Genomic DNA, 26,550 nt, shown 5'->3' with positions numbered 1-26,550 from the left:
AAAAAAGCGCCCATCCGGAAATGGGCGCAGGGTCGTTATTTGCCGCTGTAGAGATTCAGATCGCCGAAGTGTTTCTGCTGGACGGCCGCGTAGGTGCCGTTGTCGTGCAGCGCCTTGATCGCGGTGTTCAGCAAGGCCTGGAGTTCGGCGTTGCCTTTGGTGAGACCCACGGCGGTCTTGCTTGGCAGCAGCGGGCTTTCGACCGGCTCGCTGACTTGGAAGTCGGCGCCTTGTGGCGACTTCAGGAAGCCCAGTTCGGCTTGCAGCATGTCCTGGATCGAGGCCGCGAGGCGTCCGGAGATCAGGTCGGCGTAGACCTGGTCCTGGTTGGCGTAGGCCTGGGTCTCGACCCCGGCCTTGTCCAGCACGGCCTTGGCGTAGGCTTCCTGGATGGTGCCTTGCTCGTAGCCGACTTTCTTGCCCTTGAGGGAGGCCGGATCGGTGCCGATGGCCGTGCCTTTCTTGAAGACCAGCGCAGTCGGTCCCGAGAACAGCTCGTTCGAGAAGTCGATGACTTTCTCCCGCGCCGGCGTGGCGGTCATGGACGAGATCACGCCGTCGAACTTGTTGGCCTTGAGGCCGGGGATCATGCCGTCGAAATCGCTTTCGACCCACTTGCACTTGACCTTCAGCTCAGCGCAGATCGCATTGCCCAGGTCGATATCGAAGCCCACCAGGCTGCCGTCGGCGGCCTTGGATTCGAACGGCGCATAAGAGGGGTCGACGCCAAAACGCAACTCCTTGTACTCCTTGGCCAGCGCCGAACCGGCAGCCATGCAAAAAGCCAATGCAGAAATGGTTAGAAATGCTCTTTTCATTGTTTTATTCCCGAGGACCATTGGAAGCGCGTGCACCGCAAGAGTGCGTGTATTGATGGGATCCAATGTCCTATACACACGCAGATACTTGTACAGACAAGCATATGCAATCGCTCGGCCAATTCGCGGATCGGGCGTTCGAGAAAGCGCATCAAGCGCTCTGCGATGGGCTTGGCAGGCAGGTAAACCCAGAGGCTGGGGCCGCCTGTGAGGCTGTTACCGAAGCGGGATTCACACCCGGCTGGGGCATGCGGTAACAAAATGTGAACTCAAGGTGCCGGGCCGATACCCCTCAACCTCGACCTTCGCCACCACAGATAAAGTCGATGAACGCCCGCAGCTTCGGCGTGAGATGGCGGCTCGACGGCCATACCACCTGGATGTTCAGGGTGCGCTGCACCCGGTCGGGCAGGATCGACACCAACTCGCCGGCGTCCAGCGCTTCGCGTACCGCGAATTCGGGGACGCAGGCGATGCCCAGGCCTTGCCGGGCCATGTGGATCAGCATGTCCAGGTTATTGCAGACCATGGTCGCCGGGACCTTCAGCTCGGTGCCTTCGGCGAGCCCGGTCAGCGGCCATTTTTCCAGTTTGCCGGTCGAGGGCAGTTTGTAGTGCAGGCAGTGGTGGTCCTGCAGTTGCTCGACCGTGGTCGGGTAGCCGTGGCTCGCGAAGTAGCGGGGGGCGCCCACCAGGTAGAAGCCGAAGCTGTCCAGTTTGCGGGCCATCAGCCGCGAGTCGTGCAACTGGCCGGTGCGCACCACGGCGTCGAAGCCTTCCTCGACCACGTCCACCAGCCGGTCGGTGAAGTCCAGTTCCAGCTGGATCTGCGGATAACGCTGCATGAAGCGCGAGAAGTGCATGAACAGCACATCGCCGAGCAGCGGCAGGCTGATGCGCAGTTTGCCCCGTGGGGTCTCGCTGGAGCTGGAGAGTTCCTGCTCCGCCGCTTCCAGCTCGTTGAGCACCCGCCGGCAGCGCTCCAGGAACAGCGAGCCTTCGCTGGTGAGGTTGATGCTGCGGGTATTGCGGTGGAACAGCCGGGTGCCGAGCTTCTCTTCCATGCGGGCAATGCTCTTGCCTACGGCCGAGGCGGAGATCCCGAGCAAGCGGCCGGCGGCGACGAAACTGCGGCTTTCGGCGACCTGGACGAACACCGTGATGCCATTGAGCTTATCCAACCCTCACTCCTTCGATTGCGGACAGAAATGTCCGTGGACCCCGGAATTGTAACCTCTGTTTCCCCGGGATGGCCGGTTCTACCATCGCTACATCCAGCTCAGCCATTCAACTATTTGGGGACAGGTATGTCAGTCAACGAACCGCTTCGCCCGCTACAGTCTCTTCGCTCGTTCGAACCCGCCCAGGTGGCCTCGCGGATCGACGCCGTGCTCGAACAGACCCTGCACGACCAACGCCTGGTGGGCGCGGTGGTGCTGGTGGCCCATCGGGGCGAGCTCATCTATCACCGCGCGGCGGGCCTGGCCGACCGGGAAGCCCAGGTGCCGATGCGTGAGAATGCCTTGTTCCGCCTGTCTTCGGTGTCCAAGCCCATCGCTTCGGTGGCGGCGCTGGTGCTGGTCGCCCAGGGCAAGATCAATCTGGACGACGACATCAGCCGCTGGTTGCCGTACTTCAAGCCGACCCTGAGCGACGGTCAGCCCGCAGTCATCACCCTGCGCCAGCTGCTGAGCCATACCGCCGGCCTGTCCTACGGTTTCCTGGAAAGCGCCCAGGGCGGCCCTTACCAGGACGCCGGGATCTCCGACGGCCTGGAGCGCAGCGCGCTGACACTGGAAGAGAACCTGCGCCGCCTGGGGCAGATTCCCTTGCAGTACAAGCCCGGCAGCGGTTGGGGCTACTCGATCGCCACCGATGTGCTGGGCGGGCTGATCGCCGCGGTGCATGGCACCAGCCTCGCCGTGGCGATCGACCAACTGGTGGTCCAGCCCCTGCAACTGCACGACACCAGCTTCAAGGTGGCGGACGTCGAGCGCCTGACTGCCGCCTACCTGAACGACCAGCCACGGCCCCATCGCATCGAGGACCTGGAAGTGATCCCGGTCTTCGAGGGCACCATCGGCATCAAGCTGGACCCGGCCCGGGCGCTGGACCCGAACGCCTATGACTCCGGCGGCTCGGGCCTGGTCGGTAGCGCCGGGGAGTTCCTGACGCTGCTGGAAACCCTGCGCAAGGGCGGCGAGCCGCTGCTGCCCAAGGCCCTGGTGGATGAAATGACCAGCAACCAGACCGGCGCTCTGGAGCTGGAAAACTGGCCCGGCCGCGGTTTCGGCCTGGGCTTCACCGTGCTCAAGGACCCGGCCGCGGCCCAGACCGCCGAGTCCGCCGGTAGCTGGCGGCTGGGTGGCGCCTATGGGCACTCCTGGTTCGTCGACCCGGCGGAACAACTGACCGTGGTCGCCTTCACCAACACCGCCTTCGAAGGCATGTTCGGGCAGTTCACCGTAGACCTCTGCAACGCCGTCTACGGGCAGTGACCGCGTGCCGACCCCCCTCAGCGGGGCCGGCCGCAAACATCGAAAAAAGACGGTTCGCTCAGCGATCCGCATTGCCGTACCCCTCGCAACATTGCCTGCAAGTTCGCAACGCCATTGATGGTTTTTATCGGGAGCACGCTCGACACGCGCACGCGCGGTCGGGCGCGCCGTGACTCTATGGGGATCGGATAATGAAAAAAGCAGAGTTCTACCATTCGCACGCACACGCCAAACTCGATTCGTTGACCGGAATACGTTTTCTCGCCGCGGCGATGGTGTTCATGTTCCACGCATCGCTGACCCGGATCATCGGTTTCAACCCCTACGCCGACAACGACGTGATCAATGCCTTCCAGCGCATCTTCAGCGGTGGCGGCTGGCTCGGCGTGTCGTTCTTTTTCGTGCTCAGCGGCTTCGTGATCACCTGGTCCGCGCGCAAGGGCGACAGCCTGACCGGCTTCTGGAAGCGCCGGCTGCTGAAGATCTTCCCCAACCATATCGCCACCTGGCTGCTGGCGATGCTGCTGTTCAGCGTGCCGGCCGCCAGCGTGGCGATCTGGTTGCCGAACCTGCTGCTGGTGCACGCCTGGATTCCGCGGATGGACACCTTCCTCAGCGTCAACGGCCCGTCCTGGTCGCTGTGCAGCGAGATGTTTTTCTACCTGCTGTTTCCGCTGGCGCTCAAGCTGGTCTGGAACATTGCCGAAGAGCGCCTGTGGCGCTGGGCCTGGGCGATGGTCGCGGGCCTGGCCCTGACCCAAGTGGCGATCCGCCTGCTGGCGCCCGCCACGCCGCTGATCAACGAGTACCCCATCTCCCTGAGCCAATGGTGGTGGGCCTACTACTTCCCGCCGGCGCGGCTGTTCGAGTTCGTGCTGGGCATGCTCATGGCGCGGATCCTCATGGCCGGGCGCTGGATCGACCTGAGCGTGTCCTGGGCCTTCGCCCTGCTGGTCGGCAGTTACGTGGCGGCCATGTACGTGCCGTTCCAGTACAGCCTCAACCTGGTGACGCTGGTGCCGATCGCGGCGCTGATCACGGCGATCGCCGCCAACGACCTGCAGGACCGCAAGAGCGTGCTCAACAGTCGCTGGATGGTCTGGCTGGGGGAGATCTCCTTCGGTTTCTACATGATCCATCTGCTGGTCATGACCCTGGCGACCCAGCTGCTCGGCGGGCGCCTGTTCGACAACGGCACCGCCACGCTGATCGTCGCGGCCACCTTCGCGCTCTCCATAGTCGGTGGCTGGCTGCTGTTCAACTTTGTCGAGCGCCCCGTCATGCAGCGCTGGGGCCGGACCGGCAAGGCCAGGGCGCCGAGCCCCAGCCTGGCCCAACCCGAAGCCACCTCTTGACCCGCTCTCAACCGCAGGCCTCATCACAGGGAAGTTGTTTTATGCACTCGATACGATCCCGGCGCTCGGGCAGCGCCCTCATGCTTCGCGCCGTTCTGGCCTGCGCCATCGTGGCTGGCCTGGTGGTCGTGCTGCGCGGCGAGCCTTCCACCACCGCCAAGGCCAGCGTGGCGCCGCCGGCCGCCGAAGTCGACGTGGCCATGGCGCTGTCGCGACCGGTGACGGACTGGCAGAACTATTCCGGGCGCCTGGAGGCGGTGGAGAAGGTGGTCATCCGCCCCCTGGTCTCGGGGACCGTCGTCGCCGTGCATTTCAAGGACGGCGCCATCGTCAAGGCCGGCGACCTGCTGTTCGAGATCGATGCCCGGCCCTATGCCGCCCGGGTCGACGAGGCCCAGGCGAGCCTGGCCGCGGCCAAGTCGCGCAGCCAGTACACCGCCACCGACCTGGGGCGGGCGCAACGGCTGATCAACTCCAACGCCATCGCCATGCGCGATCTGGACGAAAAGCAGAACGCCGCCAGCGAGGCCCAGGCCAATGTCCGGCAGGCCCAGGCGATCCTCGACAGCGCCCGCCTGGACCTGGCCCACACCCGGATCACCGCCCCGGTCAGCGGGCGCATGTCGAATGCCCTGGTGACCACCGGCAATATCGTCAGCGCCGGGGAAAATGCCGCGCCGCTGAGCACCCTGGTCTCGCTGTCGCCGATCTATGCCGCGTTCGACGTCGACGAGCAGACCTTCCTGCGTTACCTCAACCAGAGCAGCGCCAAGCCGGAGGCGGTGCCGGTGATGCTCGGGCTGTCCAACGAAACGGATTTCCCCCGGGTGGGCAAACTGGCCTCGCTGGACAATCAGCTCGACCTGCAGTCGGCGACGCTGCGGGTGCGCGCCAGTTTCGACAATGCCGACGGCCAGCTGCGGCCCGGCATGCTGGCCCGGATCAAGCTGGGGGGCGGCCCGCCACGCCAGGCGGTGCTGATCGACGACAGCGCCATCGGCACCGACCAGGACAAGAAGTTCGTGCTGGTGGTGACCGCCAACGATCAGGTGGAGTACCGCCGCATCAGCCCCGGCAACCTGGTGGGCGACCTGCGCATCATCGATGCCGGCCTGCAACCCGGTGAGCGGGTGGTGATCAACGGCCTGCACCGGGCACGGCCCGGCGACACCGTCCGGCCGCTGCTGGCCCAGCGCGCGGATGCGAGCACCCAGCCATGAACTTTTCCCGTTTCTTCATCGACCGGCCGATCTTCGCCGGCGCGCTTTCGACCCTGATCCTGCTGGCCGGGATCATCTCGCTGTTCCGCCTGCCGGTCTCGGAGTACCCCGAGGTGGTGCCGCCGCTGATCGTGGTCAACGCCCAGTACCCGGGCGCCAACCCGGCGGTGGTGGCGCAGACCGTGGCGGCGCCGCTGGAGGAGCAGATCAACGGCGTCGAGGACATGCTGTACATGCAGTCCCAGGCCAACAGCGACGGCAACCTCACCCTCAGTGTCACGTTCAAGGTCGGCACCGACCCGGACAAGGCCCAGCAACTGGTGCAGAACCGGGTCTCCCAGGCGCTGCCGCGGCTGCCGGAAGACGTGCGCCGGCTGGGGGTGGTGACGATGAAATCGTCCTCGACCCAGACCCTGGCGATCCACCTGGTGTCCCCGGACGACCAGTACAACGCCACCTACCTGCGCAACTACGGGATTCTCAATATCAAGAACCAGCTGGAGCGCATTCCGGGGGTGGGCGAGGTGCGCATCTGGGGCGGCGGCGACTATGCGATGCGCATCTGGCTGGACCCGCAGAAAGTCGCCCAGCGCGGCCTGAGCGCCAACGATGTGGCGGCGGCGATCCGCGAGCAGAACGTGCAGGTGGCCGCCGGGGTCATCGGCGGGCAGCCGATGCGCACCGACGTCGCCCAGCAACTGTCGGTCAACACCCAGGGGCGCCTGAAGTCGGAAAAGGAATTCGGCGACATCATCCTCAAGAGTTCCCCCGGCGGCGCCGTGACCTTCCTGCGGGACGTGGCCCGGGTCGAGCTGGCCGCTTCGGACTATGGTTTGCGCTCGCTGGTGGACGGCAAGCCGGCGGTGGGTTTCGGGGTGTTCCAGATGGCCGGTGGCAACGCCCTGGCGATCTCCGACCAGGCCCGGGAGATCATGCGCCAGGCCAAGGAGGACATGCCGGCCGGGGTCGACTACAAGATTGTCTTCGACCCTACCCAGTTCGTCCGTTCCAGCATCCTGGCAGTGATCCAGACCCTGCTCGAATCGACCCTGCTGGTGGTGCTGGTGGTCATCCTGTTCCTGCAGACCTGGCGCGCCTCGATCATCCCGCTGCTGGCCATGCCGGTGTCGATCATCGGTACGCTGTCGCTGATGCTCGCCTGCGGGTTTTCGATCAACGCCCTGTCGCTGTTCGGCATGGTGCTGGCCATCGGCATCGTGGTCGACGATGCGATCGTGGTGGTGGAGAACGTCGAGCGCAACATCGCCCTCGGCCTGACGCCCAAGGCCGCTTCCTACAAGGCGATGGAGGAGGTCAGCAAGCCGATCATCGCCATCACCCTGACCCTGGTCAGCGTGTTCGTGCCGCTGGCCTTCATGCCCGGGCTGACCGGGCAGTTCTACCAGCAGTTCGCGCTGACCATCGCCATCTCGACGCTGATTTCGGCGTTCAACTCCCTGACCCTGTCGCCGGCGCTCTGTGCCTTGCTGCTCAAGGCCCACGATCAGCCGCGGGACCGCCTGAGCCAGCTGATCGACCGGCTGCTGGGGCCGGTGTTCAGCCGCTTCAACCGGCTTTCGGCGCGGGGCGAGCAGGCCTACGGCAGCAACCTGGGGCGGGTGATCCAGGGCAAGAGCAAAACCCTGGGCCTGTATGCCGTGCTGCTGGCGCTGACGGCCTGGCTGGGGCATTCGCTGCCCGGCGGTTTCGTGCCGGCCCAGGACAAGGAATTCCTGGTCGGCCTGGCGCAACTGCCCAACGGTGCCTCGCTGGAGCGCACCGAGCAGGTGATCCAGCGGATGAACGAAATCGCCCTCAAGCAACCCGGGGTGGCCCACACCCTGGAGTTCCCCGGCATGTCGGTCAACGGCCTGATGAACTCGTCGAGCGCCGGCATCATCTTCGTCATCCTCGACCCGTTCGCCGAACGCAAGGGGGCGCAGATGAGCGCCGGGGCCATCGCGGCGGCGCTGAACCAGGAATTCGCCGGGATCAAGGAAGCCTTCACCGGCGTGTTCCCGCCGCCCCCGGTACTGGGGCTGGGCACCCTGGGCGGGTTCAAGCTGCAGTTCGAAGACCGTGGCGCCCTGGGCTTCGAACAACTGAATGCCGCGGTGCGCGCCTTTCTCAAGCAGGCGGCGCAGGCACCGGAGCTGGGGCCGAGTTTTTCCAGCTACCAGATCGACGTGCCGCAACTGAAGGTCGACCTCGACCGGGTCAAGGCCAAGCAGTCGAACGTGGCGATGACCGACGTGTTCGACACCTTGCAGATCTACCTGGGCTCGCTCTACGTCAACGACTTCAACCTGCTGGGCCGGGTGTACCAGGTGCGGGTGCAGGCCGACGCGCCGTTCCGCGCCCATGCCGACGACATCGGCCAGCTGAAGGCGCGCAATGCCGACGGCAACATGGTGCCGCTGGGCAGCCTGGTATCGGTTGTGCCCACTTACGGGCCGGAAATGGTGGTGCGCTACAACGGCTACACCGCCGCCGACATCAATGGCGGCCCGGCCCCCGGTTATTCGTCCGGCCAGGCCCAGGCCGCGGTGGAGCGGATCGCCGCCGAGACGCTGCCCAAGGGCATCAAGTTCGAATGGACCGAGCTGACCTACCAACAGATCATTTCCGGCGACTTCACCCTGTGGATCCTGCTGATCTGCATGCTGCTGGTGTACCTGGTGCTGGCGGCGCTGTACGAAAGCCTGCTGCTGCCAGTGGCCATCCTGCTGATCGTGCCCATGGGCATCATGTCGGCGCTGCTCGGGGTCTGGCTGACCCAGGGCGACAACAACATCTTCACCCAGATCGGCCTGATGGTCCTGGTGGGGCTGGCGAGCAAGAACGCCATCCTGATCGTCGAGTTCGCCCGCGAGCTCGAACTGCAGGGGCAGGGCATCGTCCGCGCCGCGATCCAGGCCAGCCAGCTGCGCTTGCGCCCGATCCTGATGACCTCCATCGCTTTCATCATGGGCGTCGTGCCGTTGGTGCTGTCCACCGGCGCCGGCGCCGAGATGCGCCATGCCATGGGCGTCGCAGTGTTCTTCGGCATGCTCGGCGTGACCCTGTTCGGCCTGTTGTTCACTCCGGTGTTCTATGTCGCGCTGCGGCTGCTTGCCACACGGCGGGCACGCGCGAGCCAGGAGGAAAGCGGCCCGTCCATTACGGAAATAACTGTCCGTTGAGAACGGAACAAGAGGTGGTTTTTCGCCATTCGCAATCTTTCTACAGTCACTCGCAATCAATGAATCAAGGGGACAGTCAATGACACGCGTCGTGCGGTTTAGCCAATACGGTGGTCCGGAAGTGCTCGGGATCGAGGAGCTCGAGGTGCCCGGGCCGGGGCCCGATGAAGTGCGGGTCAGCGTCAGGGCCATCGGCCTGAACCGGGCGGAATCGATGTTCCGTTCCGGCCAGTACCTGGAGCAGGCGCAGTTTCCCTCGCGGCTGGGCTATGAGGCGGCGGGCATCGTCGAGGCAGTCGGTGCCAGGGCCGGGCAGTTTGCGGTGGGCGACGCGGTCAGCCTGATCCCGCCGATCTCGATCGCCCAATGGGGCACCTATGCCGAACTCGCGGTGCTGCCGGCGGCCATGCTGGTCAAGCATCCCGCCAATCTCTCGTTTGCCGAGGCTTCGGCGGTGTGGATGCAATACGTCACGGCTTGGGGCGCATTGATTCACGTGGCGGCCCTGCAACCGGGGGAATTCGTGCTGATCACCGCCGCGTCGAGCAGCGTCGGCCTGGCGGCGATCCAGATCGCCAATCAGGTGGGCGCCATCCCGATCGCCGTCAGCCGTACGGCGGCCAAGCATCAGCAGTTGCTGGAGGCCGGCGCGGCCCATGTGCTGAGCAGCGAACAGGCGGACTTCAACCAGCAGGTCGAACGCATCACCGCCGGCCAGGGCGCCCGGGTGATCTTCGACCCGGTGGGCGGGCCGTTCCTGGCGCAGCTGGTCGATGCCGCCGCCCGCGGCGGGATCATCCTGGTGTACGGCGCCTTGAGCACAGAGCCGTCGCCGTTCCCGCTGTTCCAGGTCCTGAGCAAGAGCCTGGCGTTGCGCGGTTACCTGCTGCACGAAATCACCTCCCGGCCCGAGCTGCTCGAGGCTGGCAAGGCTTATGTGCTGGCCGGCCTGGAAGCGGGGACCCTGCGCCCGATCATCGCCAAGACCTTCGACTTCGAGCAGATCATCGACGCCCACCGTTACCTGGAGGCCGGCGAGCAGTTCGGCAAGGTGGTGGTCACGCTGGAGTCCGCGTCATGAAAATGCTCCATCCGATCTACTTCCTGGCCCTGGGCCTGTTCGGCGTGTACACGATCGAATTCGGCGTGGTCGGGATCCTGCCGGTGATCATCGAGCGCTTCGCCATCAGCGCCTCCCAGGCGGGGCTGCTGGTGGGGCTGTTCGCGCTGATCATCGCGGCGTGCGGGCCGATCATGGTGTTGCTGCTGTCGCGCTACAACCGCAAGAAGGTCCTGACCCTGGCGCTGTTCGTCTTCGCCGGCACCAGCGTGCTCTCGGCCTATGCGCCGAACTTCGAGTCGTTGATGGCGCTGCGGATCATCCCGGCGCTGTTCCACCCGGTGTATTTCTCCCTGGCCTTCGTCGCGGCCACGTCGCTCTACCCGCCGGGTGAGTCGACCAATGCCGCCGCCAAGGCGTTCGTCGGCACCAGCATGGGCATGGTGCTGGGGGTGCCGCTGACGACGCTGATCGCCGCGCAGTTTTCCTACGAGGCGTCGTTCCTGTTCTGCGCCCTGGTCAACTGCATCGCGGGCCTGGGGATCATCGCGCGGCTGCCGGATGCGCCGGATAAACAGGCGGTTTCCTATGGCGACCAACTGGCCATCCTGCGCAAGTTCCCGCTGTGGCTGAACATCACCGCCTCGACGCTGATCTTTGCCGCGATGTTTTCCGTGTACAGCTACTCGGCGGAGTACCTGGCCAAGGAAGCCGGGATGAGCGCGGAGCTGATCAGCATCCTGCTGGTGGTCTTCGGTATCGGCGGCGTGGCCGGCAACCTGTATGCCGGCAAGCTGATCGGCCAGAACATGGTCAGGACCACGATCCTGCACCCGATCCTGCTGGCGAGCGCCTATGGCGTGCTGTTCCTGTTCGCCGGGCCGTCGTTTGCGACCATGCTGGCGATCGTGGTGTTCTGGGGCGCGACCCATACCAGCGGGCTGATCGTCACCCAGATCTGGCTGACCTCCGAAGCGCCGGAGGCCCCGGAGTTCGCCACCGGCATCTATATCTCGTTCATCAATCTGGGCGTGACTATCGGGTCTACAACTGGCGGCTGGTTCCTGGCGCGCTTGGGCTTGCAGGGCACTCTTTACAGTGGTTTGCTGTTCGCCGCGCTGGCCTTGATGGTCATCGTGGTCAAAGTACTGTTTTTCAGTGCCGTACCGCGCAAAGGAGGTGCGCCAGTCGCGGCAGACTGAGTTCTACGATGCAGGGTGGCCCGCACGGATGAGGGGCTGTTTGCTCATCAGTGCGCGGCTGGCATCGGCTGTACGTTCCCAAACAAGGATCTCCAGGCAGGAAGCCTTTGGGGCGCTCGCCTGGATTGTTTTTCCATTGAGAATCGATCGAGGCCTCATGAATCCCTTGACTGCACCCAACTCTTCCTGCAACTGGCCCGTGGGGCTGGATTTGCGCGACAGCAGCATGTTCGACTGGGAGAACCTGCGCCATTACGTCACCTTCGCCCGTACCCAGTCCCTGAGCAGCGCGGCGCGGGAGCTGGGGGTCGAACATGCCACGGTGGCGCGGCGGATCGCGGCGCTCGAGTCGGCGCTGAACCTCAAGCTGGTGGACCGGCGCAAACGCAACTACGAGATCACGCCGTTCGGCCATCGCATCGCGGAAATCGCCGGGCGGATGCAGAAGGACGCCAAGGCGATCTCCAAGGTGGCACTCTCGGTGCAGACCGAGATGGTCGCCGATCTGGCGGTCAGCGCGCCGCCGCTGCTGACCTCGGAATTCATCGCTCCGCACCTGGGGCGCCTGCGCCGCGAACACCCTTCGATCAATGTCAGCCTGCTGATGCAGGACGATATCGGCACCCTGTGCAATCCCGAGCCGGACCTGATGATCCGCCTGTGTCGGCCGACCCAGATGGACCTGGTCGCGCGCAAGATCGGCACAGTGTCTTTCGGCCTGTACGGCAGCCGCGAGTACCTGGCGACGCACACCAGCGAGCAGTACGAATACATCGTCTATGACGAGAGCATGGAGCATTCCCGGCAGCAGGTATGGTTGCGCGAGGTCGCTGCCGAGCGCCCCGTGGTCTTGCGCGCCAGGAGCCTTGAAGTCCAGGCGTCGGCGGCTCGCGCTGGCATCGGCATGGCCTTGCTGCCCAACTTCTATGGCCAGAAAGACCCCGGATTGGGCAAGGCCAAGTTCCATTCTCCGGACTTGATGATCGATATCTGGCTGGTGGTTCACGAAGACTTGCGTAAAGAGGCACCCATACGTTCACTTATGGACTTCCTAGTCAGTTGTTTTCCGACTGAGCAGTTCTTCTGAGCGCGTTCTCTTAGATGCAGGCGTAGTTCACTCTGGCATTAACACAAGGTGAATTTTTTAACCCCCCAGGGTGAATCCGGGGAGTTTACAAACAAACCGGCAGATTTCAGTATCGACCAATAATAAGAAAACATGCCTTGCACTTTCGACGCTTGAAAACCCAGGCCCGGGTTTTCAATAGTCTCCCTCCGGATACAGCACACGCTTCTCCGGTGCGGTCGCAAACCATAATAAAAAAACAGCGCTGATTTCGATTGCCAGATGATATTGATCTGATGGCATTCGAAGCACCTGACGCTGACAAGCCCTTTAGCAAGTTCTGCTCTTGGCCTTAGTGGCCATCGACTCATGCCCTGTAAAAAAGGCTTGGGAATAATCCTGCATTACGGTCACGTTACTACAAACGAAACCCGGGACGTACTTGCGTGCGCTTCCAGAGTTTCATAGAGAGCTCACAGAAGGAATTGGGATCATGAATAACGTAAAGATTATTGATGTAACGCTCCGTGATGGTGGCTATCGTAACAACTTCGAATTTACGACCGATTATGCGGCCAATGCGGTTGGACACCTTGTTGACGTTGGGGTTGGCTACGCTGAGATCGGTTATTGCAATGGTTCTTTCATCCGCAAGAAAGAGCACGGCCTGAGCAGTTCGGTCAGCCCTGAATATATAGATTCTTTACGCCGCGCGACCCGCGGGCAACTTGGGCTGTGTGTCATGGTCCATCCGCGCAATGTAAGCGCCGATGACTTTGAAATGCTGGCCGAACATGGTGTTGGCATGATCCGGGTCTGTTTGCGTGCCGAACAACTTGAGCAAGGCGTGGAAACTATCGAGTTGGTTAAATCGTTCAACTTTCAGGCCAGCGCCAACATCACCCATATCACCACGCAAACACCGGGAACAGTCACTGACATGGCACTACGCGCCGAGGGTGCCGGGGCCGATGTGATTTATTTCGCCGACTCTAACGGCAACATGATTCCCGATGATGTAGAGCGGCTGATCAGCCGGATCTCGAGAAGAGTTCATGTGCCCTTGGGCTTTCATGCGCATAACAATCTTTCCCTGGCGCTTTCCAACTCTATCGCGGCGGTAGAGGCGGGTGCCGAATATATCGACACGTCGATTTGCGGTATGGGTAAAGGCGCGGGCAACTTGCACTTGGGCATGTTTATCGCCTACTTGGAGCGCATCGGAAGTGCCAATGGCTATGACTTGGTCAAGGCCCTGCAACTGTCCGAATACACCGCGCAAAGCGTTCCGCTGAGCAGTATGCCGACCCCGCTGATGGACGTGATGCTGGGGGCCTACAACCTGCCTTTCGATGTCCAGCAGCGGCTGGAGGACACCATGTCCCGGCTGCAGATCAGCTCGACCTTCCAGGCGCTGCGGGCCATGCATGAGCAGGATCGCTTCCAGCGGCAGGCGGCACGGCCGACGGTGATTTCCCGGGCCAGCTTCTCGACTCGCCTGACCGCCGAAGGAAAAATGTGATGACGGCTCTTCAACGAACCACTGCCTCGGGCAGGCCGTCGCGGCATCGGGTCTGCGTATTGCCCGGCGACGGTGTTGGCGTCGAAGTGGTCGAGGCCATCCTGCCGATCTTCGACGCACTGCAACTGCCCATCGACCTGGACTTCGGCCAGATCGGCTGGGAGTGCTGGCGCACCGGCGGGGACCCGGTGCCCGCCGAGACCTGGGACAAGATCGCCGCCGCCGACGCCACGCTGCTCGGCGCCATCACCAGCAAGGCGTTGCAAGAAGCGGAGCGGGAGTTGCCCGAAGCCTTGCGCAACACCTCGCGGGTCTACGTCTCGCCGGTGATCCAGCTGCGCCAGCGCCTGAGCCTGTATGCCAACGTGCGGCCGGTCACCGATGTGCTCGGCGAGGGCCGGTTCCGTTTCACGGTGATCCGGGAGAACACCGAGGGGCTGTACGCGGGTCTGGATTTCGCCTCGATCCCTGCCGAGTTCGAGCCGCTGCTCAAGGCCCGGGAACAGGCTGGGGCGCCCTGGCATCGCGAGAGCGCCGAGGACGCGACTATGACGGTGCGGCTGCAGACCCGGGCCGGCCTGACCCGGCTGTTCCGCTACGCCTTCGAGTACGCCCGCAAGCACGACTACCCGCGCGTGACCCTGGCGGACAAGCCCAATGTGTTGCGCTACAGCGGTGCGTTCGCCCGGGGGATTCTCGAAGAGGTGGCCGCGGACTATCCGGACATCGCCTACAACATCGACAACGTCGACGCCGTCGCCCTGTGGATGATCCGTCGTCCGGAACGCTTCGGGGTGATAGTCGCGGAGAATATGTTCGGCGACATCCTTTCCGATCTCGGGGCCGGCGTCATGGGCGGCCTGGGCTTCGCGCCCAGCGCCAACATCGGCGACGCCGGGGCCTACTTCGAGCCGGTCCACGGCAGCGCCCCGGCCCATGTCGGGCAGCACAAGGCCAACCCCAGCGCCATGTTCCTGTCCCTGGCCCTGCTGCTCGAACACCTGGGCTATCACGCCGAGGCCCAGGCCATCGAGCAGGCCGTGGCGCAGGTGGTCAAGCACGACTGCCAGACCTACGACAGCGGTGGCCAGGCCACCACCGGGGAATGCGCCGCAGCGATCATCCAGAGAAGCGTGGCCAACCTGCGTCAACTCGTTCCGCAAACCGAAAGCGGCTGGACCTCACCCGTAAGGAGTCATGCATGAGCCATTCTTCACTCTCGGAGCAACAACGCGCCTCCCTGCTGGAACAATGCGCCGCGCTGGATACCGCCTCGCTGAGCGATGCCCTCGACAGCCTCGGCATCGACGCCGGGTTGCTGGGCATCGTCCAGCAGGTGCCCGGCACCCGTTGCAGCGGCTTCGCCTTCACTGTGCTCTACGAGCCGGTCAACCAGGGCGACGGTTTCAAGAACGCCGCCAACTACATCGATGAGGTGCCGCCGGGTTCGGTGGTGGTCTCCAGCAACGCCGGGCGCCTGGACGCCACGGTCTGGGGCGACATCCTGACCCACGTGGCGGTGAACCGGAACATCCGCGGCACCGTGATCGACGGCGTGGCGCGGGACATCGACACCGTGACCCGCCTCAACTACCCGCTGTTCAGCCGCGGGCGCTTCATGCAGTCGGGCAAGAACCGCGTGCAGCTCAAGGCCGTCCAGGTACCGGTGGAGGTCAGCGGCGTGACCATCCACCCCGGCGACCTGATCGTCGGCGATGCCAGCGGTTGCCTGGTGATCCCCCTCGATAAGGCCGAGGAGGTGATCAAGCGCGCCCTGGCCGTGGAAAAGACCGAGCGCGACATCATCGAGTCGCTGGCCCAGGGCCTGTCGCTGGCGGAGGCGCGACGCCTGCACCGCTATGACCAACCGTGGCTGGCGGCCGAAGCGAAAAACCCGAGCGCCGCCTGAGCGGCAAACCTGCGTGCGATGTACAGGCGTGACACGCAACGAGGTGTCACGGTCCCCGATCAAGGAGAGAACAGCAATGACTTCGAATCATCCGGCAAAGATCAAGACCAACCCGATGCGCAGCAGCACCAACAAGATCAAGCTTGGGGTCTTCGCCCTCAACATCGAGGGTGGCTGCACCCTGACCACGGTCCCGGAGCGCCTGGACGCCTCCGACTGGAACGGCAATATGGAAATCGCCAAGAAGGCCGACAAGGCCGGCCTGGAACTGCTGCTGCCGGTGGGCCGGTGGCGCGGCTGGGGCGGTGCCAGCGACCCGATGGGCGTGTCGTTCGAGACCTATACCTGGGCGGCGGGGCTGGCCTCGGTGACCGAACAGATCGCGCTGTTCACCACTTCCCACCTGTCGACCGTGCATCCGCTGTTCGCCGCCAAGCAGGCCGCGACCATCGACCATATCAGCGGCGGCCGCTTCGGCCTGAACATGATCTGCGGCTGGTACGGCAAGGAGATGGGCATGTTCAACGGCGGCGTGCAGCTGGAGCATGACCGGCGCTACGACCATGCCGACGAGTGGCTGAAGATCGCCCGGCTGGCCTGGAACGAACCGGGCAACTTCGACCACCAGGGCGACTTCTTCAATATCGCCCAGGGTTTTGCCCAGCCCAAGCCGCTGAACCAGCCGTTCCTGATGAACGCCGGCGGTTCCGAGCGCGGCCGCAGGTTCTGCGCCGAGCATTGCGACGCGGCATTCCTGATCCTCAAGCACGAGGATGACGACGACACCATTCGCGCGCAGATCAAGGCCTACCGCGACCTGGCCCGCCTGGAGTACGGCCGCGAGATCCAGATTTGGGTCTACTCCTACGTGGTGCAGAAGGACAGCCTGGAAGAGGCCGAGAAGTACCTCGACTACTACGCCAACCAGCACGGCGATGAAGTGGCCCTGGACAACGTCACCTCGGAGATCGGCATCCAGAGCGGGATGTTCGCCAATACCGAGGACGCCGAGCGCTTCCGTTTCCACTTCAAGGCCGGCTTCGCCGGGGTGCCCCTGGTCGGGACCGCGGAAATGATCACCGAGCAGTTCCAGCGCTACAGCGACCTGGGCATCGACGGCATCTGCCTGACCTGGCTCGACTACAAGAGCGGCCTCGACGAGTTCCTCGAGGACGTCCTGCCACGCATGGAAGAGGCCGGCCTGCGCCAGCCCTATAACAGCTCCCGGGTGATCATCGGAGCGGTGGCATGAGTGCCGGCAGCGCTTTGGCGCTGGCCATGGCGCCGCCCGAGCAGGCGCTGGCCGAGGACTTCAAGCGCGCCATGCGGCGCCTGACCAGCACGGTGTCGATCATCGCCACCGGGGCCGAGGGCGAGCGCAGCGGCATGGTCGCCACGGCGGTCAGCTCGTTGTGCACCGAGCCGCCGTCCCTGCTGATCTGCATCAACCGCACGGCCAGCCTGTACCAGCCGCTGCTGGCCAACCAGCGCTTCAGCGTCAACCTGCTCGACGCCACGCAGAGCCGGCTGGTGGGCATCTTCGCCGGCCAGCTCAAGGGCAATGCGCGCTTCGAACATGGCGACTGGGAAGCCTGCGACGACCTGCCGTACCTGGCAGGCGCCCAGGCGACGCTGTTCTGCAGCGTCGATGCGCGGCTGTCCTACGCCACCCATGAGGTGATCGTCGGCCGCGTCGAGAAATCGCGGGTCAACGAGCGCATTTCGCCCCTGCTCTGGCAGGACGGCAAGCCGGCACAGTCCTGCGAGCTGATTCACTGATTCATCGATTCGCCCCGACCATCCTATGTCTTACCTGGAGGCAACATGAGCAACCTGACTGAATTCGATGCACCTACCCCTGACGAGAGCGAAGCGATTTTCCTGGTCAACGTCGTGCATGTCTTCGAGGGCCAGCAGGACGCCGCCCTCGATGTACTGCGCTCGGCCGTGACCTATGTGGCGCAGAACTATCCGTCGTTCCAGTGGAGCCGCCTGTTCAAGAGCATCGACGGCAAGACCGTGATCAATCAGGCGCAATGGAGCAGCAAGGAGGAGTTCGATTCGCTGTTCTCCGATGAGCAGTTCATGTCGCGTTATTCCCGGTTGAAGGAAACCGGCACCTGGGAGTTCCACCTGTACAACGTCAACGACTACATCCCGGCGGCCACCGCCCCGGCGCTCGCGGCGCTCGGCTAAGGGCAGGGCGGGCCCGCGCACGCTGGGCGTCGCGGGCCCCTCGTTCAGCGAATATTTATCGGTACATCAAGGAGATACACCGTGAGCAATTTTGATTCCGCGCTGACCCGACTGCTCAAGATCACCCATCCGGTGGTGCTGGCGCCCATGGGCGGCGCTTCTGGCGGGCGGCTTGCCGCTGCGGTTTCCCGGGCCGGCGGGCTGGGTCTGGTCGGTGCCAGCTATGGCGACCCGGACTGGATGAAGACCGAGCTGGCGCTGATGAGCGACGTCAAGGAGCCCTGGGGCGTGGGCCTGGTGATGTTCACCGTGGCCAAGCGCTTCGAACTGCTGGACCTGGCCCTGTCCTATGGGCCCAACGTGGTCGCCCTGTCGTTCGGCGACGCCCGGCCCTTTATCGGCCCGATCAAGGACAGTGGCGCGCTGGCCATCGTGCAGGTGCATGAGGTCGACCAGGCGCTGGCCGCGCTGGACGCCGGGGCCGATGCGCTGATCGTGCAAGGGGCCGAAGCCGGCGGGCACAGCCTGCGGCGCGCCTCCTTCCCATTGTTCCCCGCGGTGCGCGATGCGGTGGGCGACGATGCGGTGCTGATCGCCGCCGGCGGCATCGCCGATGGCCGGGGCCTGGCCGCTTCGCTGCTGCTGGGGGCCGATGGGGTCATGCTCGGCACGCGGTTTCTGGCCAGCGAAGAAGCGCTGCCGTCGAACAAGGTCAAGCAGCGCCTGCTCCAGTCCACGGCCGGCGATCTGGTACGCACCCGGGCGTTCGACCTGGTGCGCGGCATCGAATGGCCGCAGCAGTACAGCGGCCGGGCCCTGGCCAACGAGTTCACCGCGCGCTGGCTGGGCTTCGAACAGGAGTTGCTGCAGGCACCGGCCAGCGTGGCCGAGGACTACGCCCAAGCGCTGCGTGACGACAACACCGACATTCGCGCCATCTGGACCGGCGAAGTCGCCGACCTGATCAACGACGTGCTGCCCGCGGCCACCATCGTCGAGCAGACCCTGCGCGAAGCCGAACAGGCGCTGCGTGTGGCCGGCAAACGCTTCGCCTGAGCCGCACGGCAGGTGTTCTTGCGCAAAGGAATCGATATGAACAGCAATGCTCCCGTACATGTGCAGTTTGGTCTGGGCCCGGAGTTGGTGGTGGTGATGTCGCCGGTCATGCCCACCTGGGACGAAGGCCTGTTTTTCGAGCCCCTGACCCGGTCGCTGGTCGACAAGGGGTATCGGGTGGTGATCTTCGACACGCTCTCGCTGCTGGGCCATGACGACGAGAGTTTCATCCATTTCACCCAGCGCTGGGCGCAGGTGCTCGAGCCGCTGGGGCCGATTGCCCTGCTCGCCGGTTCCGCCCTGGGCGGGGCGGTGGTCCAGGGGCTGCTGGCCACTAGCGTCGGTCGGCAGGCGGCGCAGGCGCTGCTGATTTCTTCGCCGACCAAGGCCGACAAGATCCTCGACCGGCGCCTGGGGGCGATGGCCGACCTGGCCAGCGCCGGCGATGTCGACACCGCCTTGATGCTGCTCGATCAATGGGTGTTGCCGGCCCGGACGAAACCGATGGCGCGCCCGTCGGCACAACCGGCGACGGCCGACGAACAGGCCGGGCGCCGCCTGAACCAGGGCTTCCGTTTGCTGAGCGAGCTCAATGTGGAGCCCCAGGTCGCGGCTTGGCCGGGGCGCCTGCTGAGCATCTTCGGCGAAAGCTCGCAGCTGGTGCGGGCGACCAATGTCAGCTTCCAGGCGTCCGCCCAGCATCTGGCGGTGGGCGTTCCCGGCGCGGGCATGCGCCCGTTGCTGGATGACCTGGCCCGGGTGCGCGCCAGCGTGCGCAGCCACCTGGGGATCGACCTGGAGGCCCAGGCATGAGTGTCGCGACCGCAGTCACCCAGGCACGCTTCATCGACGTTCATTACCATGCCGGCCCTGACGCCTATCTGCGGCGCCACAGTGCGCTGCAGGCCGGCAGCCAATACCAGGCGCAGGACGGCTGGGTGGTGCTCAAGAACCACCTGGGCTGTACCGCGGCCCAGGCCTGGGAGGCCCGCCAGCAGGGGCTGCCGGTGTCTGGCTCGATCGTGCTCAATGAGATCGCCGGCGGTATCGACTGGCGGGTCGTCGAGCGCTCGCTGTGCCAGCACGGCGCCGCCGAGCTGCGTTTCATCGTGCACCTGCCCACCGTGACGGGGCGCAAGCACACCAGCCGCCTGGCCCGGGAGGTCAGCCACCCGATCCTCGGCCAGCGCCCGGTGCAGCCGCTGACGGTCAGCGACGACAGCGGGCAATTGAACGCCGCCACCCTGGACCTGCTGCGCATGAGCCGGGACTACCCGGTGGTGATCTCCACCGGCCATGCCAACCGCGAAGAGGTGCTGCGCCTGGTGGACGCGGCGGAGCGCCTGCAGGTGCCGCGGCTGATGCTCAACCAGCCGGCCAACCCCTTGACCGGCCTGAGCGCCACGGACCTGCTGGAGCTGGGTAACCTGCCGTCGCTCTACATCGAGCAGACCGCACTGACCTACCTGCTCGGCTATCAGGACGAGGAGGATTTCTCCCGGGTCCTGCGCGAGCTGCCCCAGGTGGTCTACAGCTCGGACCTGGGCCAGACCAGCCAGCCGGACATCCGCCCGTGGCTGGATCTGAGCCAGCAATGGTTCCAGGCGTTCGGCCTCAGCGCCGAGCGTATCGAGTCGATCACCCGCGGTTGTCCGTTGCAGATGCTCAGTCACTGACCGGGAAGTGGCGTGCCGGGCGTCGCCGGGCGAGGGCACGAGCAGGCGCGCTCGGTCCGCCGCCCTGCGGCCGCGGCACGAGGTGCTGGAGACTGGCCGGGAGTCGCTGCACCCGTGGCGGCGACTCCCGGTTACCTGATCGCCTGCTAGTGCTGCTTACCCTTGATATTGCCGATAACCCCGCCGGCAACGGCGCCGACCGCTGCGCCAGTCCATCCACTGCCGCCGGAGATGGCGGCAATGCCGGCACCGGCCGCGGCACCGATGGCCGCGCCGCTCACCGTGCCCTGCTGCTGAGGTGTCATCGAGGTACAGCCGACCACGCTGGCGACGCTCAGAATTGCGACAAACGCGAGAACCCGCTTCATGTTCGTCTCCGTTATTTGTTCTGCTGAAGACCGGGCAAGACCATTTCGAACCAGATGGTCTCGATGATGGGCCGTTTCACCTGGTCCGGATTGGCGGCGTACCACTGGTTGAGGCCTTCACGCACGGAGTCGAGCGTTTGCCCCTTCAGGCCCCTACCGAATCGTGGAATCAGGCTCTGGGCATCGGACGGCGGTTTCGACCCATGGTAGGCCGCTTCCACCTGGTAGGCGTTGGCGATGCCGATCAGATAGACCTTCTTCAACTGCTCCGACGACTGCGTCCACTGCTCGCCGGTAATCAAGGGCACCTCGTCGGCGCGGGCAATGCCCGTCGTCGCCAGGGTCAGGCAGGCCGCCAATACCAGCGTGCCTGTGCGCAATGTCTTCATCGTTTAACCTCCTCGCTAGGCTCGACCTCAAGGCCGTGGCGCGTGATGCACCGGCGGCCCAGGGGCGCTTTACCGGATTGTTTTCATGACGGGTCGAACACACTGGCATTGCATCGGACGTTCGCTGGCTCCGAGTGCCCGCGCTCCTGCCACATCCCATCCGATCTATCGATAACGCTCGTTACGCTCTCCCGAGACCAGCGGCCATTTCGGTGGTAGGGGCCTGGGAGGGAAGTTGGAGCGGCAGGGACATGGGAAGCCGACAACACGCAGGGACACGCACTCACCCCACCTCGTCCTGAGTAGCAAGTTTAGGCGCTGGGGTTGGAAAGTTGAAAAACGGTCGTGGGCGCTGCGTGCTCCAGATCGCCGCGGGTGAAGGGGTACAGGTGCCCATCGTTGCCGTTCGCCCGATAACCGGCTCGCAGGATCTTGGCGCAAGTTGGCGGAGGTGGCTGAACCCATCCTGGGCTTGGAGGATGCCGGTAAAAATCTACGGGCATTAAAAAGCCGGCTTGTGGCCGGCTTCTCGGGGACTGGCTTGGTCTATTTTTGGTAAACCGCACCAGCCTGCAAAACGTACACCCAGCTCTTGCGGCTGGCTGTGGGACTTGGCGAGAAAATCATCTGCCGCGTCGGGCGGATCTGACCGATTGGATAGGTCGATGCGCGAAGGTGGGGCGCAGCATACTGATATTCGAAGGAAATTCCCAGCGCAAAGCGTAGGCCAGAGCCTTTGGCGGGGCAGAGAGGTTCGGCTGTTTGTATCTGGCGGCGTTGCCGGACTTGGGGAGCAGTATTCGACAGGCAAGAAAAAGCCCCGGCTAGCGGGGCTTTTTCATTGAAGGGGGGCTTAGCCTTTGTAGGCGGCAACCGACTTCGTGATCGCGGCGCGGGCGGCGTCTGCGCCGTCCCAACCTTCGATCTTCACCCACTTGCCTTTTTCGAGGTCTTTGTAGTTCGCGAAGAAGTGCTCGATCTGCTGGATCAGCAGGGCTGGCAGGTCGGTGTATTCCTTCACGTCGACATACAGCTGGGACAGCTTGTCGTGCGGTACCGCGATGACTTTGGCATCGCCGCCGCCGTCGTCGGTCATGTTCAGGATGCCGACCGGACGGGCGCGGATCACCGAGCCTGGAGCCACTGGGTAAGGGGTCACGACCAGCACGTCCAGGGGGTCGCCGTCGTCGGCCAGGGTGTTCGGGATGTAGCCGTAGTTGGCCGGGTAGAACATTGGGGTGGCCATGAAACGGTCAACGAACAGGCAGTCGCTGTCTTTGTCGATTTCGTATTTGATCGGCGCGTGGTTGGCCGGGATCTCGATTGCGACGTAGATGTCGTTCGGCAGGTCTTTGCCAGCTGGAATCTTGCTGTAGCTCATTGGGCGATGCCCCCGTTAGTTGACCAGAATGTCTTGGCCGGATTGACCAAAAAAGTGGCGGCGATTATAGGCATATTCCAAAGGCTGTGCCACGTACCGAAGGACGTATGGACGCCTTGGAAACGCTGCCGCGAACCCGCTGCAGGCATTGCCGCTCGCCGCTCGATCACTCGCGAAAAGCAGAGTCGCTGCGCAGCCTTTAGTTCAGATAAACGCATCAGGATCGGCGATTTTTAGTCAGCGAGCGGGGTGTTTCAGGGCTGCTGGTAGTGCGGATCGCTGGTTTGCAGGTGCTGGAGCCGGGCCAGGGGATCCTGCCGGTAGAACAGCTGCAGCTGCTCGTAGACCTTCGGATAGGCCGCGTGCAGCAGGTCCGGGGCGCTGAAGAAGTACTCGCTGGTGACGGCGAAGAACTCCGCGGGGTTTTCCGCGGCGTAGGGGTCGATGGCGGTTTCGGCGTCGGGGTTATGGTCGAGCTGGCGGTTGAGGTCGTCGTAGGCCGCCTGCATCGCCTGGGCCCAGTCGCTGACCCGCATGTCGCCGTGCAGCGGCGGCAGGCCGTTGGCGTCGCCGTTGAGCATGTCCAGCTTGTGCGCCAACTCGTGGATCACCAGGTTGTAGGCTTCCCAGCCGCCGCTGGCGAGCACCCCGGGCCAGGCCAGGATGATCGGCCCCTGTTGCCAGGCTTCGCCGCTGTGCTCGGCGTCCCATTCGTGCTCGACGCCGCTGGCATCGCGATGACGCTGGGGGCTGAGGAAGTCGTCGGGGTAGAGGACGATTTCGTGAAAGCCCTGGTACCAGTTCAGATCCCCCAGGTGCAGCAGCGGCAACTGGGCCTGGGCGGCCAGCAGCAGGCGCTCGAACTGGTGCAGCTCGACGCCGGGCAGGGCGCTCAAGTGCTTGTCGTCGAGGAACAGCACGCTGGTTTCCCGCAGCCACTGGTCCTCGGCGGCGCTCAGGCCGTCGAGAAAGGGCAGGTGCTGGCGTACCCGTTGCCACATTTCATCGGCAATCGGGTGCTTGGCCAGCCGGCGCCGACGGCGCCAGGCGCTGAGGGGCCACATGCCGGTCAGTTGCTTTCGACCTTTGCCGTCGCGCGGTTCAGGCGGCTGCGCAGCACGCCGACGATCATCGGGACCAGCGACAGCAGGATGATGCCGACCACCAGCAGCGACAGGTTTTTCTTGATGAACGGTACGTTGCCGAAGAAGTAACCCAGGGTCACCAGGCCGCCGACCCAGAGGATGGTGCCGGCCACGCTGAAGGCGAAGAAGCGCGGGTAAGGCATCTTGGCCACGCCAGCGACGAACGGTGCGAAGGTGCGGATGATCGGCAGGAAACGCGCCAGGGTCACGGTCTTGCCGCCGTGCCGGTCGTAGAAGTCGTGGGTCTTTTGCAGGTAGTCGCGGCGGAAGATCTTCGAGTTCGGGTTGCTGAACAGGCGCTCGCCGGCCGTTCGCCCGATGATGTAGTTGGTGCTGTCGCCGAGGATTGCCGCCAGCATCAGCAAGCCGCCGAGCAGTACCGGGTCCATGCTGCCGCCCGCGGCCACCGCGCCGGCGATGAACAGCAGGGAGTCTCCCGGCAGGAACGGCGTCACCACCAGGCCGGTTTCGCAGAAGATCACCAGGAACAGGATGGCGTAGATCCACGGCCCGTAGTTGGTCACCAGCATGTCGAGGTAGACGTCGAGATGGAGGATGAGGTCGATCGGGTTGAAATCCATTAGGGCACCTGTGGTGATGGCCCGACTCAGCAGGCCTGTGCGATGGCTGGGGAAATAGCTTACGGCTGGCGCAGATTCATCTTACGCCCCAAAAAGGTCGGCATTATAAGGTCTGGGATGTGAAATGCGCGTTGAGTTTGTAGCGGGGAATGTCTTGGGTGAACGGGGCGTGGGCTGTCGCAGCCGTCGGCAGGCTCTGGGCGGGCACTGCCTGGGGCTGCGGGCGCCTTGGGGGCTCAAGCGTCGCTGATCGGCAAGATGTAGTTCTTGAACTCGGTATCTTCGCGAAAACCGATGGATTCGTAGGTCTTCTGCGCCACTTCGTTGTCGCTGCTGGTGGAGACCCGCATGCGCACGGCGTTGGTGTCCTTGGCCATTTTCTTCGCGGTGCGGATCAGGTTGTCGGCCACCAGCTGGCGGCGGGCGTCTTCGGCGACGTAGATGTCGTTGAGGATCCACACCCGCTTGAGCGACAGCGAGGAGAAGCTGGGGTAGAGCTGGCAAAAACCGAGGAGTTTCTTGTCGTCATCGTCGGGCAGAGCCAGGTAGATCACCGACTCCTTGCGCCGCAGGCGTTTTTCCAGGAAGGCCCGGGACGAGTCCGGAAACGGCAGGGCGCCATAGAATTCGCGGTATTTGACGAACAGGGGCGTCAACAGATCCAGGTGTTCGAGGGTCGCTTGAGTAATCCGCATGGTTGTCCTCAACTTCGAAATGGAAACGACGGCAAACGGTTCATTACTCGGGCAGCCGTGTTTCGATGCTGCCTAAAGCGGGTAAAAAGCGCAATCGTCTCGAAAAAATCACGGTTTTGCCGGGCCCAGCAGGAAATTCCCCTTGAGGGTATCGGGCGAATCGCTGTCCAGGGTATTCACCTGGGCCTCGTCCTTCAGGTTGACCCCCGAGAGCTGCCGCCGGCAGGCCTCGCGCATCAGGTACAGCAGGCGGTGGGCCGCCATGCCGTAGCTCAGGCCCTCCAGGCGCACGTTGGAAATGCAGTTGCGATAGGCATCGGTGAGCCCGACCTTGGGGGTGTAAGTGAAATATAGCCCCAGGCTGTCCGGTGAGCTCAGGCCCGGGCGTTCGCCGATCAGAATCACGGTCATTTTCGCGCCGAGCCGTTCGCCGATTTCGTCGGCCACCGCCACCCGGCCCTGTTCCACCAGGATCACCGGCGACGACGACCAGCCGTCGGCCGCGGCCTGTTCTTCAAAACGGGCGAGAAACGGCAGGGTATGGCGATGCACCGCCAGTGCCGACAGGCCGTCCGCCACCACCACCGCCAGATCCACCCCGCCCGGGTGGGCCGAGGCGTAATCGTCCAGGGCCCGGGCCGACTCTTCGCTGAGTTTGCGCCCCAGGTCCGGGCGCTGCAGGTAGCTATGGCGGTCGCTGGCGGCGCTGTGCAGCAGCAGGCTGTCGCGGCCGCGTTCGGCCAGCTGGCGGCGCAGCCCGGCATGGTCGAACGGCAAGTGCACCGCATCCCGGGCCTGGGCGTGGGCGAACTGGAAATCCAGCTGGGCGCCGGTGGGCAGGCTGGTGCCGGTGCGGCCCAGGGCGATGCGCGCCGGGGTCAGGCGGCGCAGTTGCAGCCAGGGGTTCTGGCTGTCGGTCGGGTGTTGGTCCATGAGCCTGTTCCTTATCCCAGTTGCGCCAGCGCCTGGCGGAAGGCCGGCGGCAGGGTGTGGCCGAACTGCACCTTGCCGTCGGGCTGGGTGAAGATGCCGGTTTTCGCCAGCCACTGCTCGAACTCCGGCGCCGGCTTCAGGCCCAGGGTCTGGCGGGCGTAGAGCGCGTCGTGGAACGAGGTGGCCTTCTTCACACACGCGGCATGACCCCCACCGAGGCCGGCATGGCCTTCTTCGAACGGGCCAAGCGCGCCATCGACGAGGCCGACGAAGCCGACCTCGCGGCCCGCGGCGCCGGC

Annotated in this window: 25 protein-coding genes and 2 pseudogenes; 17 read left to right on the top strand and 10 right to left on the bottom strand. The window is 64.4% G+C overall.

The features are described 5' to 3' along the window. Window positions 1–35 precede the first annotated feature (35 nt). Together ACQKQA_RS20485 and ACQKQA_RS20480 are read right to left on the bottom strand one after the other, a co-directional pair. Window positions 36–818, bottom strand: coding sequence for a transporter substrate-binding domain-containing protein (locus tag ACQKQA_RS20485; protein WP_427561570.1), 783 nt, complete (start codon window positions 816–818; stop codon window positions 36–38). A gap of 292 nt (window positions 819–1,110) precedes the next feature. Then, window positions 1,111–1,998 carry a LysR family transcriptional regulator gene (locus ACQKQA_RS20480; RefSeq protein ID WP_427561567.1) on the bottom strand — a complete coding sequence of 296 codons (888 nt, stop codon included), beginning with the start codon at window positions 1,996–1,998 and terminating at the stop codon, window positions 1,111–1,113. 126 nt (window positions 1,999–2,124) lie between these two features. On the opposite strand from ACQKQA_RS20480, the gene ACQKQA_RS20475 reads away from it, so the two are divergent. The 16 genes from ACQKQA_RS20475 to ACQKQA_RS20400 all read left to right on the top strand — a co-directional run bounded on the left by ACQKQA_RS20475 (window position 2,125) and on the right by ACQKQA_RS20400 (window position 20,759). Further along, complete coding sequence (locus ACQKQA_RS20475; RefSeq protein ID WP_427561565.1) at window positions 2,125–3,315, top strand: serine hydrolase domain-containing protein; 1,191 nt, start codon at window positions 2,125–2,127, stop codon at window positions 3,313–3,315. Between the two features lie 191 nt (window positions 3,316–3,506). Then, window positions 3,507–4,670 (top strand): acyltransferase family protein, encoded by a 1,164-nt coding sequence (locus ACQKQA_RS20470; protein ID WP_427561562.1) that lies wholly within the window; start codon window positions 3,507–3,509, stop codon window positions 4,668–4,670. 80 nt (window positions 4,671–4,750) lie between these two features. Then, window positions 4,751–5,890: an efflux RND transporter periplasmic adaptor subunit gene (locus ACQKQA_RS20465; protein ID WP_427561559.1), complete on the top strand. Its 1,140-nt coding sequence runs from the start codon at window positions 4,751–4,753 to the stop codon at window positions 5,888–5,890. Continuing rightward, complete coding sequence (locus ACQKQA_RS20460) at window positions 5,887–9,072, top strand: efflux RND transporter permease subunit (RefSeq protein WP_427561556.1); 3,186 nt, start codon at window positions 5,887–5,889, stop codon at window positions 9,070–9,072. The genes ACQKQA_RS20465 and ACQKQA_RS20460 overlap by 4 nt, the downstream gene beginning before the upstream one ends. 79 nt (window positions 9,073–9,151) lie before the next feature. Further along, the gene (locus ACQKQA_RS20455) at window positions 9,152–10,153 is read left to right on the top strand and encodes a zinc-dependent alcohol dehydrogenase family protein (RefSeq protein ID WP_427561553.1); all 1,002 of its coding nucleotides are present in this window, start codon (window positions 9,152–9,154) and stop codon (window positions 10,151–10,153) included. After that, a complete protein-coding gene (locus ACQKQA_RS20450; protein WP_427561551.1) occupies window positions 10,150–11,334 on the top strand; it encodes an MFS transporter in 1,185 nt (394 codons plus the stop codon). The genes ACQKQA_RS20455 and ACQKQA_RS20450 overlap by 4 nt, the downstream gene beginning before the upstream one ends. A 157-nt stretch (window positions 11,335–11,491) precedes the next feature. After that, window positions 11,492–12,421, top strand: a complete 930-nt coding sequence (locus ACQKQA_RS20445) for a LysR family transcriptional regulator (RefSeq protein ID WP_427561547.1) — start codon at window positions 11,492–11,494, stop codon at window positions 12,419–12,421. 472 nt (window positions 12,422–12,893) lie between these two features. Continuing rightward, window positions 12,894–13,922 (top strand): aldolase catalytic domain-containing protein, encoded by a 1,029-nt coding sequence (locus tag ACQKQA_RS20440; protein ID WP_427561544.1) that lies wholly within the window; start codon window positions 12,894–12,896, stop codon window positions 13,920–13,922. Beyond that, window positions 13,922–15,127: an isocitrate/isopropylmalate dehydrogenase family protein gene (locus tag ACQKQA_RS20435; protein ID WP_427561541.1), complete on the top strand. Its 1,206-nt coding sequence runs from the start codon at window positions 13,922–13,924 to the stop codon at window positions 15,125–15,127. Before ACQKQA_RS20440 ends, ACQKQA_RS20435 begins: the two co-directional genes overlap by 1 nt. Continuing rightward, window positions 15,124–15,831, top strand: coding sequence for an RraA family protein (locus tag ACQKQA_RS20430; protein WP_427561538.1), 708 nt, complete (start codon window positions 15,124–15,126; stop codon window positions 15,829–15,831). The genes ACQKQA_RS20435 and ACQKQA_RS20430 overlap by 4 nt, the downstream gene beginning before the upstream one ends. A gap of 76 nt (window positions 15,832–15,907) precedes the next feature. Continuing rightward, a complete protein-coding gene (locus tag ACQKQA_RS20425) occupies window positions 15,908–17,083 on the top strand; it encodes an LLM class flavin-dependent oxidoreductase (RefSeq protein WP_427561535.1) in 1,176 nt (391 codons plus the stop codon). Continuing rightward, window positions 17,080–17,610 (top strand): flavin reductase family protein, encoded by a 531-nt coding sequence (locus tag ACQKQA_RS20420; RefSeq protein WP_427561532.1) that lies wholly within the window; start codon window positions 17,080–17,082, stop codon window positions 17,608–17,610. Before ACQKQA_RS20425 ends, ACQKQA_RS20420 begins: the two co-directional genes overlap by 4 nt. 45 nt (window positions 17,611–17,655) lie before the next feature. Further along, window positions 17,656–18,027 (top strand): antibiotic biosynthesis monooxygenase family protein, encoded by a 372-nt coding sequence (locus ACQKQA_RS20415; protein ID WP_427561530.1) that lies wholly within the window; start codon window positions 17,656–17,658, stop codon window positions 18,025–18,027. 147 nt (window positions 18,028–18,174) lie between these two features. Then, window positions 18,175–19,083, top strand: coding sequence for an NAD(P)H-dependent flavin oxidoreductase (locus ACQKQA_RS20410; RefSeq protein ID WP_427561605.1), 909 nt, complete (start codon window positions 18,175–18,177; stop codon window positions 19,081–19,083). Window positions 19,084–19,119: 36 nt separating this feature from the next. Next, complete coding sequence (locus ACQKQA_RS20405) at window positions 19,120–19,896, top strand: alpha/beta hydrolase (RefSeq protein ID WP_427561527.1); 777 nt, start codon at window positions 19,120–19,122, stop codon at window positions 19,894–19,896. Further along, complete coding sequence (locus tag ACQKQA_RS20400) at window positions 19,893–20,759, top strand: DUF6282 family protein (protein ID WP_427561524.1); 867 nt, start codon at window positions 19,893–19,895, stop codon at window positions 20,757–20,759. Before ACQKQA_RS20405 ends, ACQKQA_RS20400 begins: the two co-directional genes overlap by 4 nt. Before the next feature lie 146 nt (window positions 20,760–20,905). On the opposite strand, the gene ACQKQA_RS20395 is transcribed toward ACQKQA_RS20400, so the two are convergent. The 8 genes and pseudogenes from ACQKQA_RS20395 to eutB form a co-directional block, all read right to left on the bottom strand. Then, window positions 20,906–21,127 carry a YMGG-like glycine zipper-containing protein gene (locus ACQKQA_RS20395; protein WP_427561521.1) on the bottom strand — a complete coding sequence of 74 codons (222 nt, stop codon included), beginning with the start codon at window positions 21,125–21,127 and terminating at the stop codon, window positions 20,906–20,908. Window positions 21,128–21,138: 11 nt separating this feature from the next. After that, window positions 21,139–21,516: a hypothetical protein gene (locus tag ACQKQA_RS20390; RefSeq protein ID WP_427561518.1), complete on the bottom strand. Its 378-nt coding sequence runs from the start codon at window positions 21,514–21,516 to the stop codon at window positions 21,139–21,141. 853 nt (window positions 21,517–22,369) lie between these two features. Further along, window positions 22,370–22,897 (bottom strand): inorganic diphosphatase, encoded by a 528-nt coding sequence (gene ppa, locus ACQKQA_RS20385; protein WP_007933577.1) that lies wholly within the window; start codon window positions 22,895–22,897, stop codon window positions 22,370–22,372. Between the two features lie 254 nt (window positions 22,898–23,151). Next, a complete protein-coding gene (locus tag ACQKQA_RS20380; RefSeq protein ID WP_427561514.1) occupies window positions 23,152–23,961 on the bottom strand; it encodes a zinc-dependent peptidase in 810 nt (269 codons plus the stop codon). Window positions 23,962–23,966: 5 nt separating this feature from the next. Further along, window positions 23,967–24,623: a DedA family protein gene (locus tag ACQKQA_RS20375; protein WP_427561511.1), complete on the bottom strand. Its 657-nt coding sequence runs from the start codon at window positions 24,621–24,623 to the stop codon at window positions 23,967–23,969. Window positions 24,624–24,859: 236 nt separating this feature from the next. Beyond that, entirely contained in the window at window positions 24,860–25,318 is a 459-nt protein-coding gene (locus tag ACQKQA_RS20370; RefSeq protein ID WP_427561508.1) for a GNAT family N-acetyltransferase, read from the bottom strand. Between the two features lie 108 nt (window positions 25,319–25,426). After that, window positions 25,427–26,251 (bottom strand): ethanolamine ammonia-lyase subunit EutC, encoded by an 825-nt coding sequence (gene eutC, locus ACQKQA_RS20365; RefSeq protein WP_427561505.1) that lies wholly within the window; start codon window positions 26,249–26,251, stop codon window positions 25,427–25,429. An 11-nt stretch (window positions 26,252–26,262) separates the two neighbouring features. Beyond that, a pseudogene (gene eutB, locus ACQKQA_RS20360) lies at window positions 26,263–26,439 on the bottom strand (ethanolamine ammonia-lyase subunit EutB); the annotation flags it as partial. On the opposite strand from eutB, the pseudogene ACQKQA_RS20355 reads away from it, so the two are divergent. Continuing rightward, window positions 26,437–26,550 (top strand): annotated as a pseudogene (locus ACQKQA_RS20355) (LysR family transcriptional regulator); the annotation flags it as partial. The pseudogenes eutB and ACQKQA_RS20355 overlap by 3 nt on opposite strands.

The sequence above is a fragment of the Pseudomonas sp. NPDC089530 genome (assembly GCF_050280705.1).
Classification (GTDB): domain Bacteria; phylum Pseudomonadota; class Gammaproteobacteria; order Pseudomonadales; family Pseudomonadaceae; genus Aquipseudomonas.
Note: the sequence above shows the minus strand (reverse complement) of the source record. Positions and strands in the feature narration are given on the sequence as shown.

Excerpts from the sequence above, each read along its gene's own strand:
- ppa (WP_007933577.1), bottom strand. The coding sequence starts at position 22,897 with ATGAGCTACAGCAAGATTCCAGCTGGCAAAGACCTGCCGAACGACATC.
- ACQKQA_RS20460 (WP_427561556.1), top strand. The coding sequence starts at position 5,887 with ATGAACTTTTCCCGTTTCTTCATCGACCGGCCGATCTTCGCCGGCGCG.
- ACQKQA_RS20450 (WP_427561551.1), top strand. The coding sequence starts at position 10,150 with ATGAAAATGCTCCATCCGATCTACTTCCTGGCCCTGGGCCTGTTCGGC.
- ACQKQA_RS20400 (WP_427561524.1), top strand. The coding sequence starts at position 19,893 with ATGAGTGTCGCGACCGCAGTCACCCAGGCACGCTTCATCGACGTTCAT.
- ACQKQA_RS20485 (WP_427561570.1), bottom strand. The coding sequence starts at position 818 with ATGAAAAGAGCATTTCTAACCATTTCTGCATTGGCTTTTTGCATGGCT.
- ACQKQA_RS20465 (WP_427561559.1), top strand. The coding sequence starts at position 4,751 with ATGCTTCGCGCCGTTCTGGCCTGCGCCATCGTGGCTGGCCTGGTGGTC.
- ACQKQA_RS20445 (WP_427561547.1), top strand. The coding sequence starts at position 11,492 with ATGAATCCCTTGACTGCACCCAACTCTTCCTGCAACTGGCCCGTGGGG.
- eutC (WP_427561505.1), bottom strand. The coding sequence starts at position 26,251 with ATGGACCAACACCCGACCGACAGCCAGAACCCCTGGCTGCAACTGCGC.
- ACQKQA_RS20410 (WP_427561605.1), top strand. The coding sequence starts at position 18,175 with ATGGGCGGCGCTTCTGGCGGGCGGCTTGCCGCTGCGGTTTCCCGGGCC.
- ACQKQA_RS20440 (WP_427561544.1), top strand. The coding sequence starts at position 12,894 with ATGAATAACGTAAAGATTATTGATGTAACGCTCCGTGATGGTGGCTAT.
- ACQKQA_RS20425 (WP_427561535.1), top strand. The coding sequence starts at position 15,908 with ATGACTTCGAATCATCCGGCAAAGATCAAGACCAACCCGATGCGCAGC.
- ACQKQA_RS20470 (WP_427561562.1), top strand. The coding sequence starts at position 3,507 with ATGAAAAAAGCAGAGTTCTACCATTCGCACGCACACGCCAAACTCGAT.
- ACQKQA_RS20430 (WP_427561538.1), top strand. The coding sequence starts at position 15,124 with ATGAGCCATTCTTCACTCTCGGAGCAACAACGCGCCTCCCTGCTGGAA.
- ACQKQA_RS20405 (WP_427561527.1), top strand. The coding sequence starts at position 19,120 with ATGAACAGCAATGCTCCCGTACATGTGCAGTTTGGTCTGGGCCCGGAG.
- ACQKQA_RS20380 (WP_427561514.1), bottom strand. The coding sequence starts at position 23,961 with ATGTGGCCCCTCAGCGCCTGGCGCCGTCGGCGCCGGCTGGCCAAGCAC.
- ACQKQA_RS20475 (WP_427561565.1), top strand. The coding sequence starts at position 2,125 with ATGTCAGTCAACGAACCGCTTCGCCCGCTACAGTCTCTTCGCTCGTTC.
- ACQKQA_RS20455 (WP_427561553.1), top strand. The coding sequence starts at position 9,152 with ATGACACGCGTCGTGCGGTTTAGCCAATACGGTGGTCCGGAAGTGCTC.
- ACQKQA_RS20435 (WP_427561541.1), top strand. The coding sequence starts at position 13,922 with ATGACGGCTCTTCAACGAACCACTGCCTCGGGCAGGCCGTCGCGGCAT.
- ACQKQA_RS20390 (WP_427561518.1), bottom strand. The coding sequence starts at position 21,516 with ATGAAGACATTGCGCACAGGCACGCTGGTATTGGCGGCCTGCCTGACC.
- ACQKQA_RS20420 (WP_427561532.1), top strand. The coding sequence starts at position 17,080 with ATGAGTGCCGGCAGCGCTTTGGCGCTGGCCATGGCGCCGCCCGAGCAG.
- ACQKQA_RS20375 (WP_427561511.1), bottom strand. The coding sequence starts at position 24,623 with ATGGATTTCAACCCGATCGACCTCATCCTCCATCTCGACGTCTACCTC.
- ACQKQA_RS20415 (WP_427561530.1), top strand. The coding sequence starts at position 17,656 with ATGAGCAACCTGACTGAATTCGATGCACCTACCCCTGACGAGAGCGAA.
- ACQKQA_RS20395 (WP_427561521.1), bottom strand. The coding sequence starts at position 21,127 with ATGAAGCGGGTTCTCGCGTTTGTCGCAATTCTGAGCGTCGCCAGCGTG.
- ACQKQA_RS20370 (WP_427561508.1), bottom strand. The coding sequence starts at position 25,318 with ATGCGGATTACTCAAGCGACCCTCGAACACCTGGATCTGTTGACGCCC.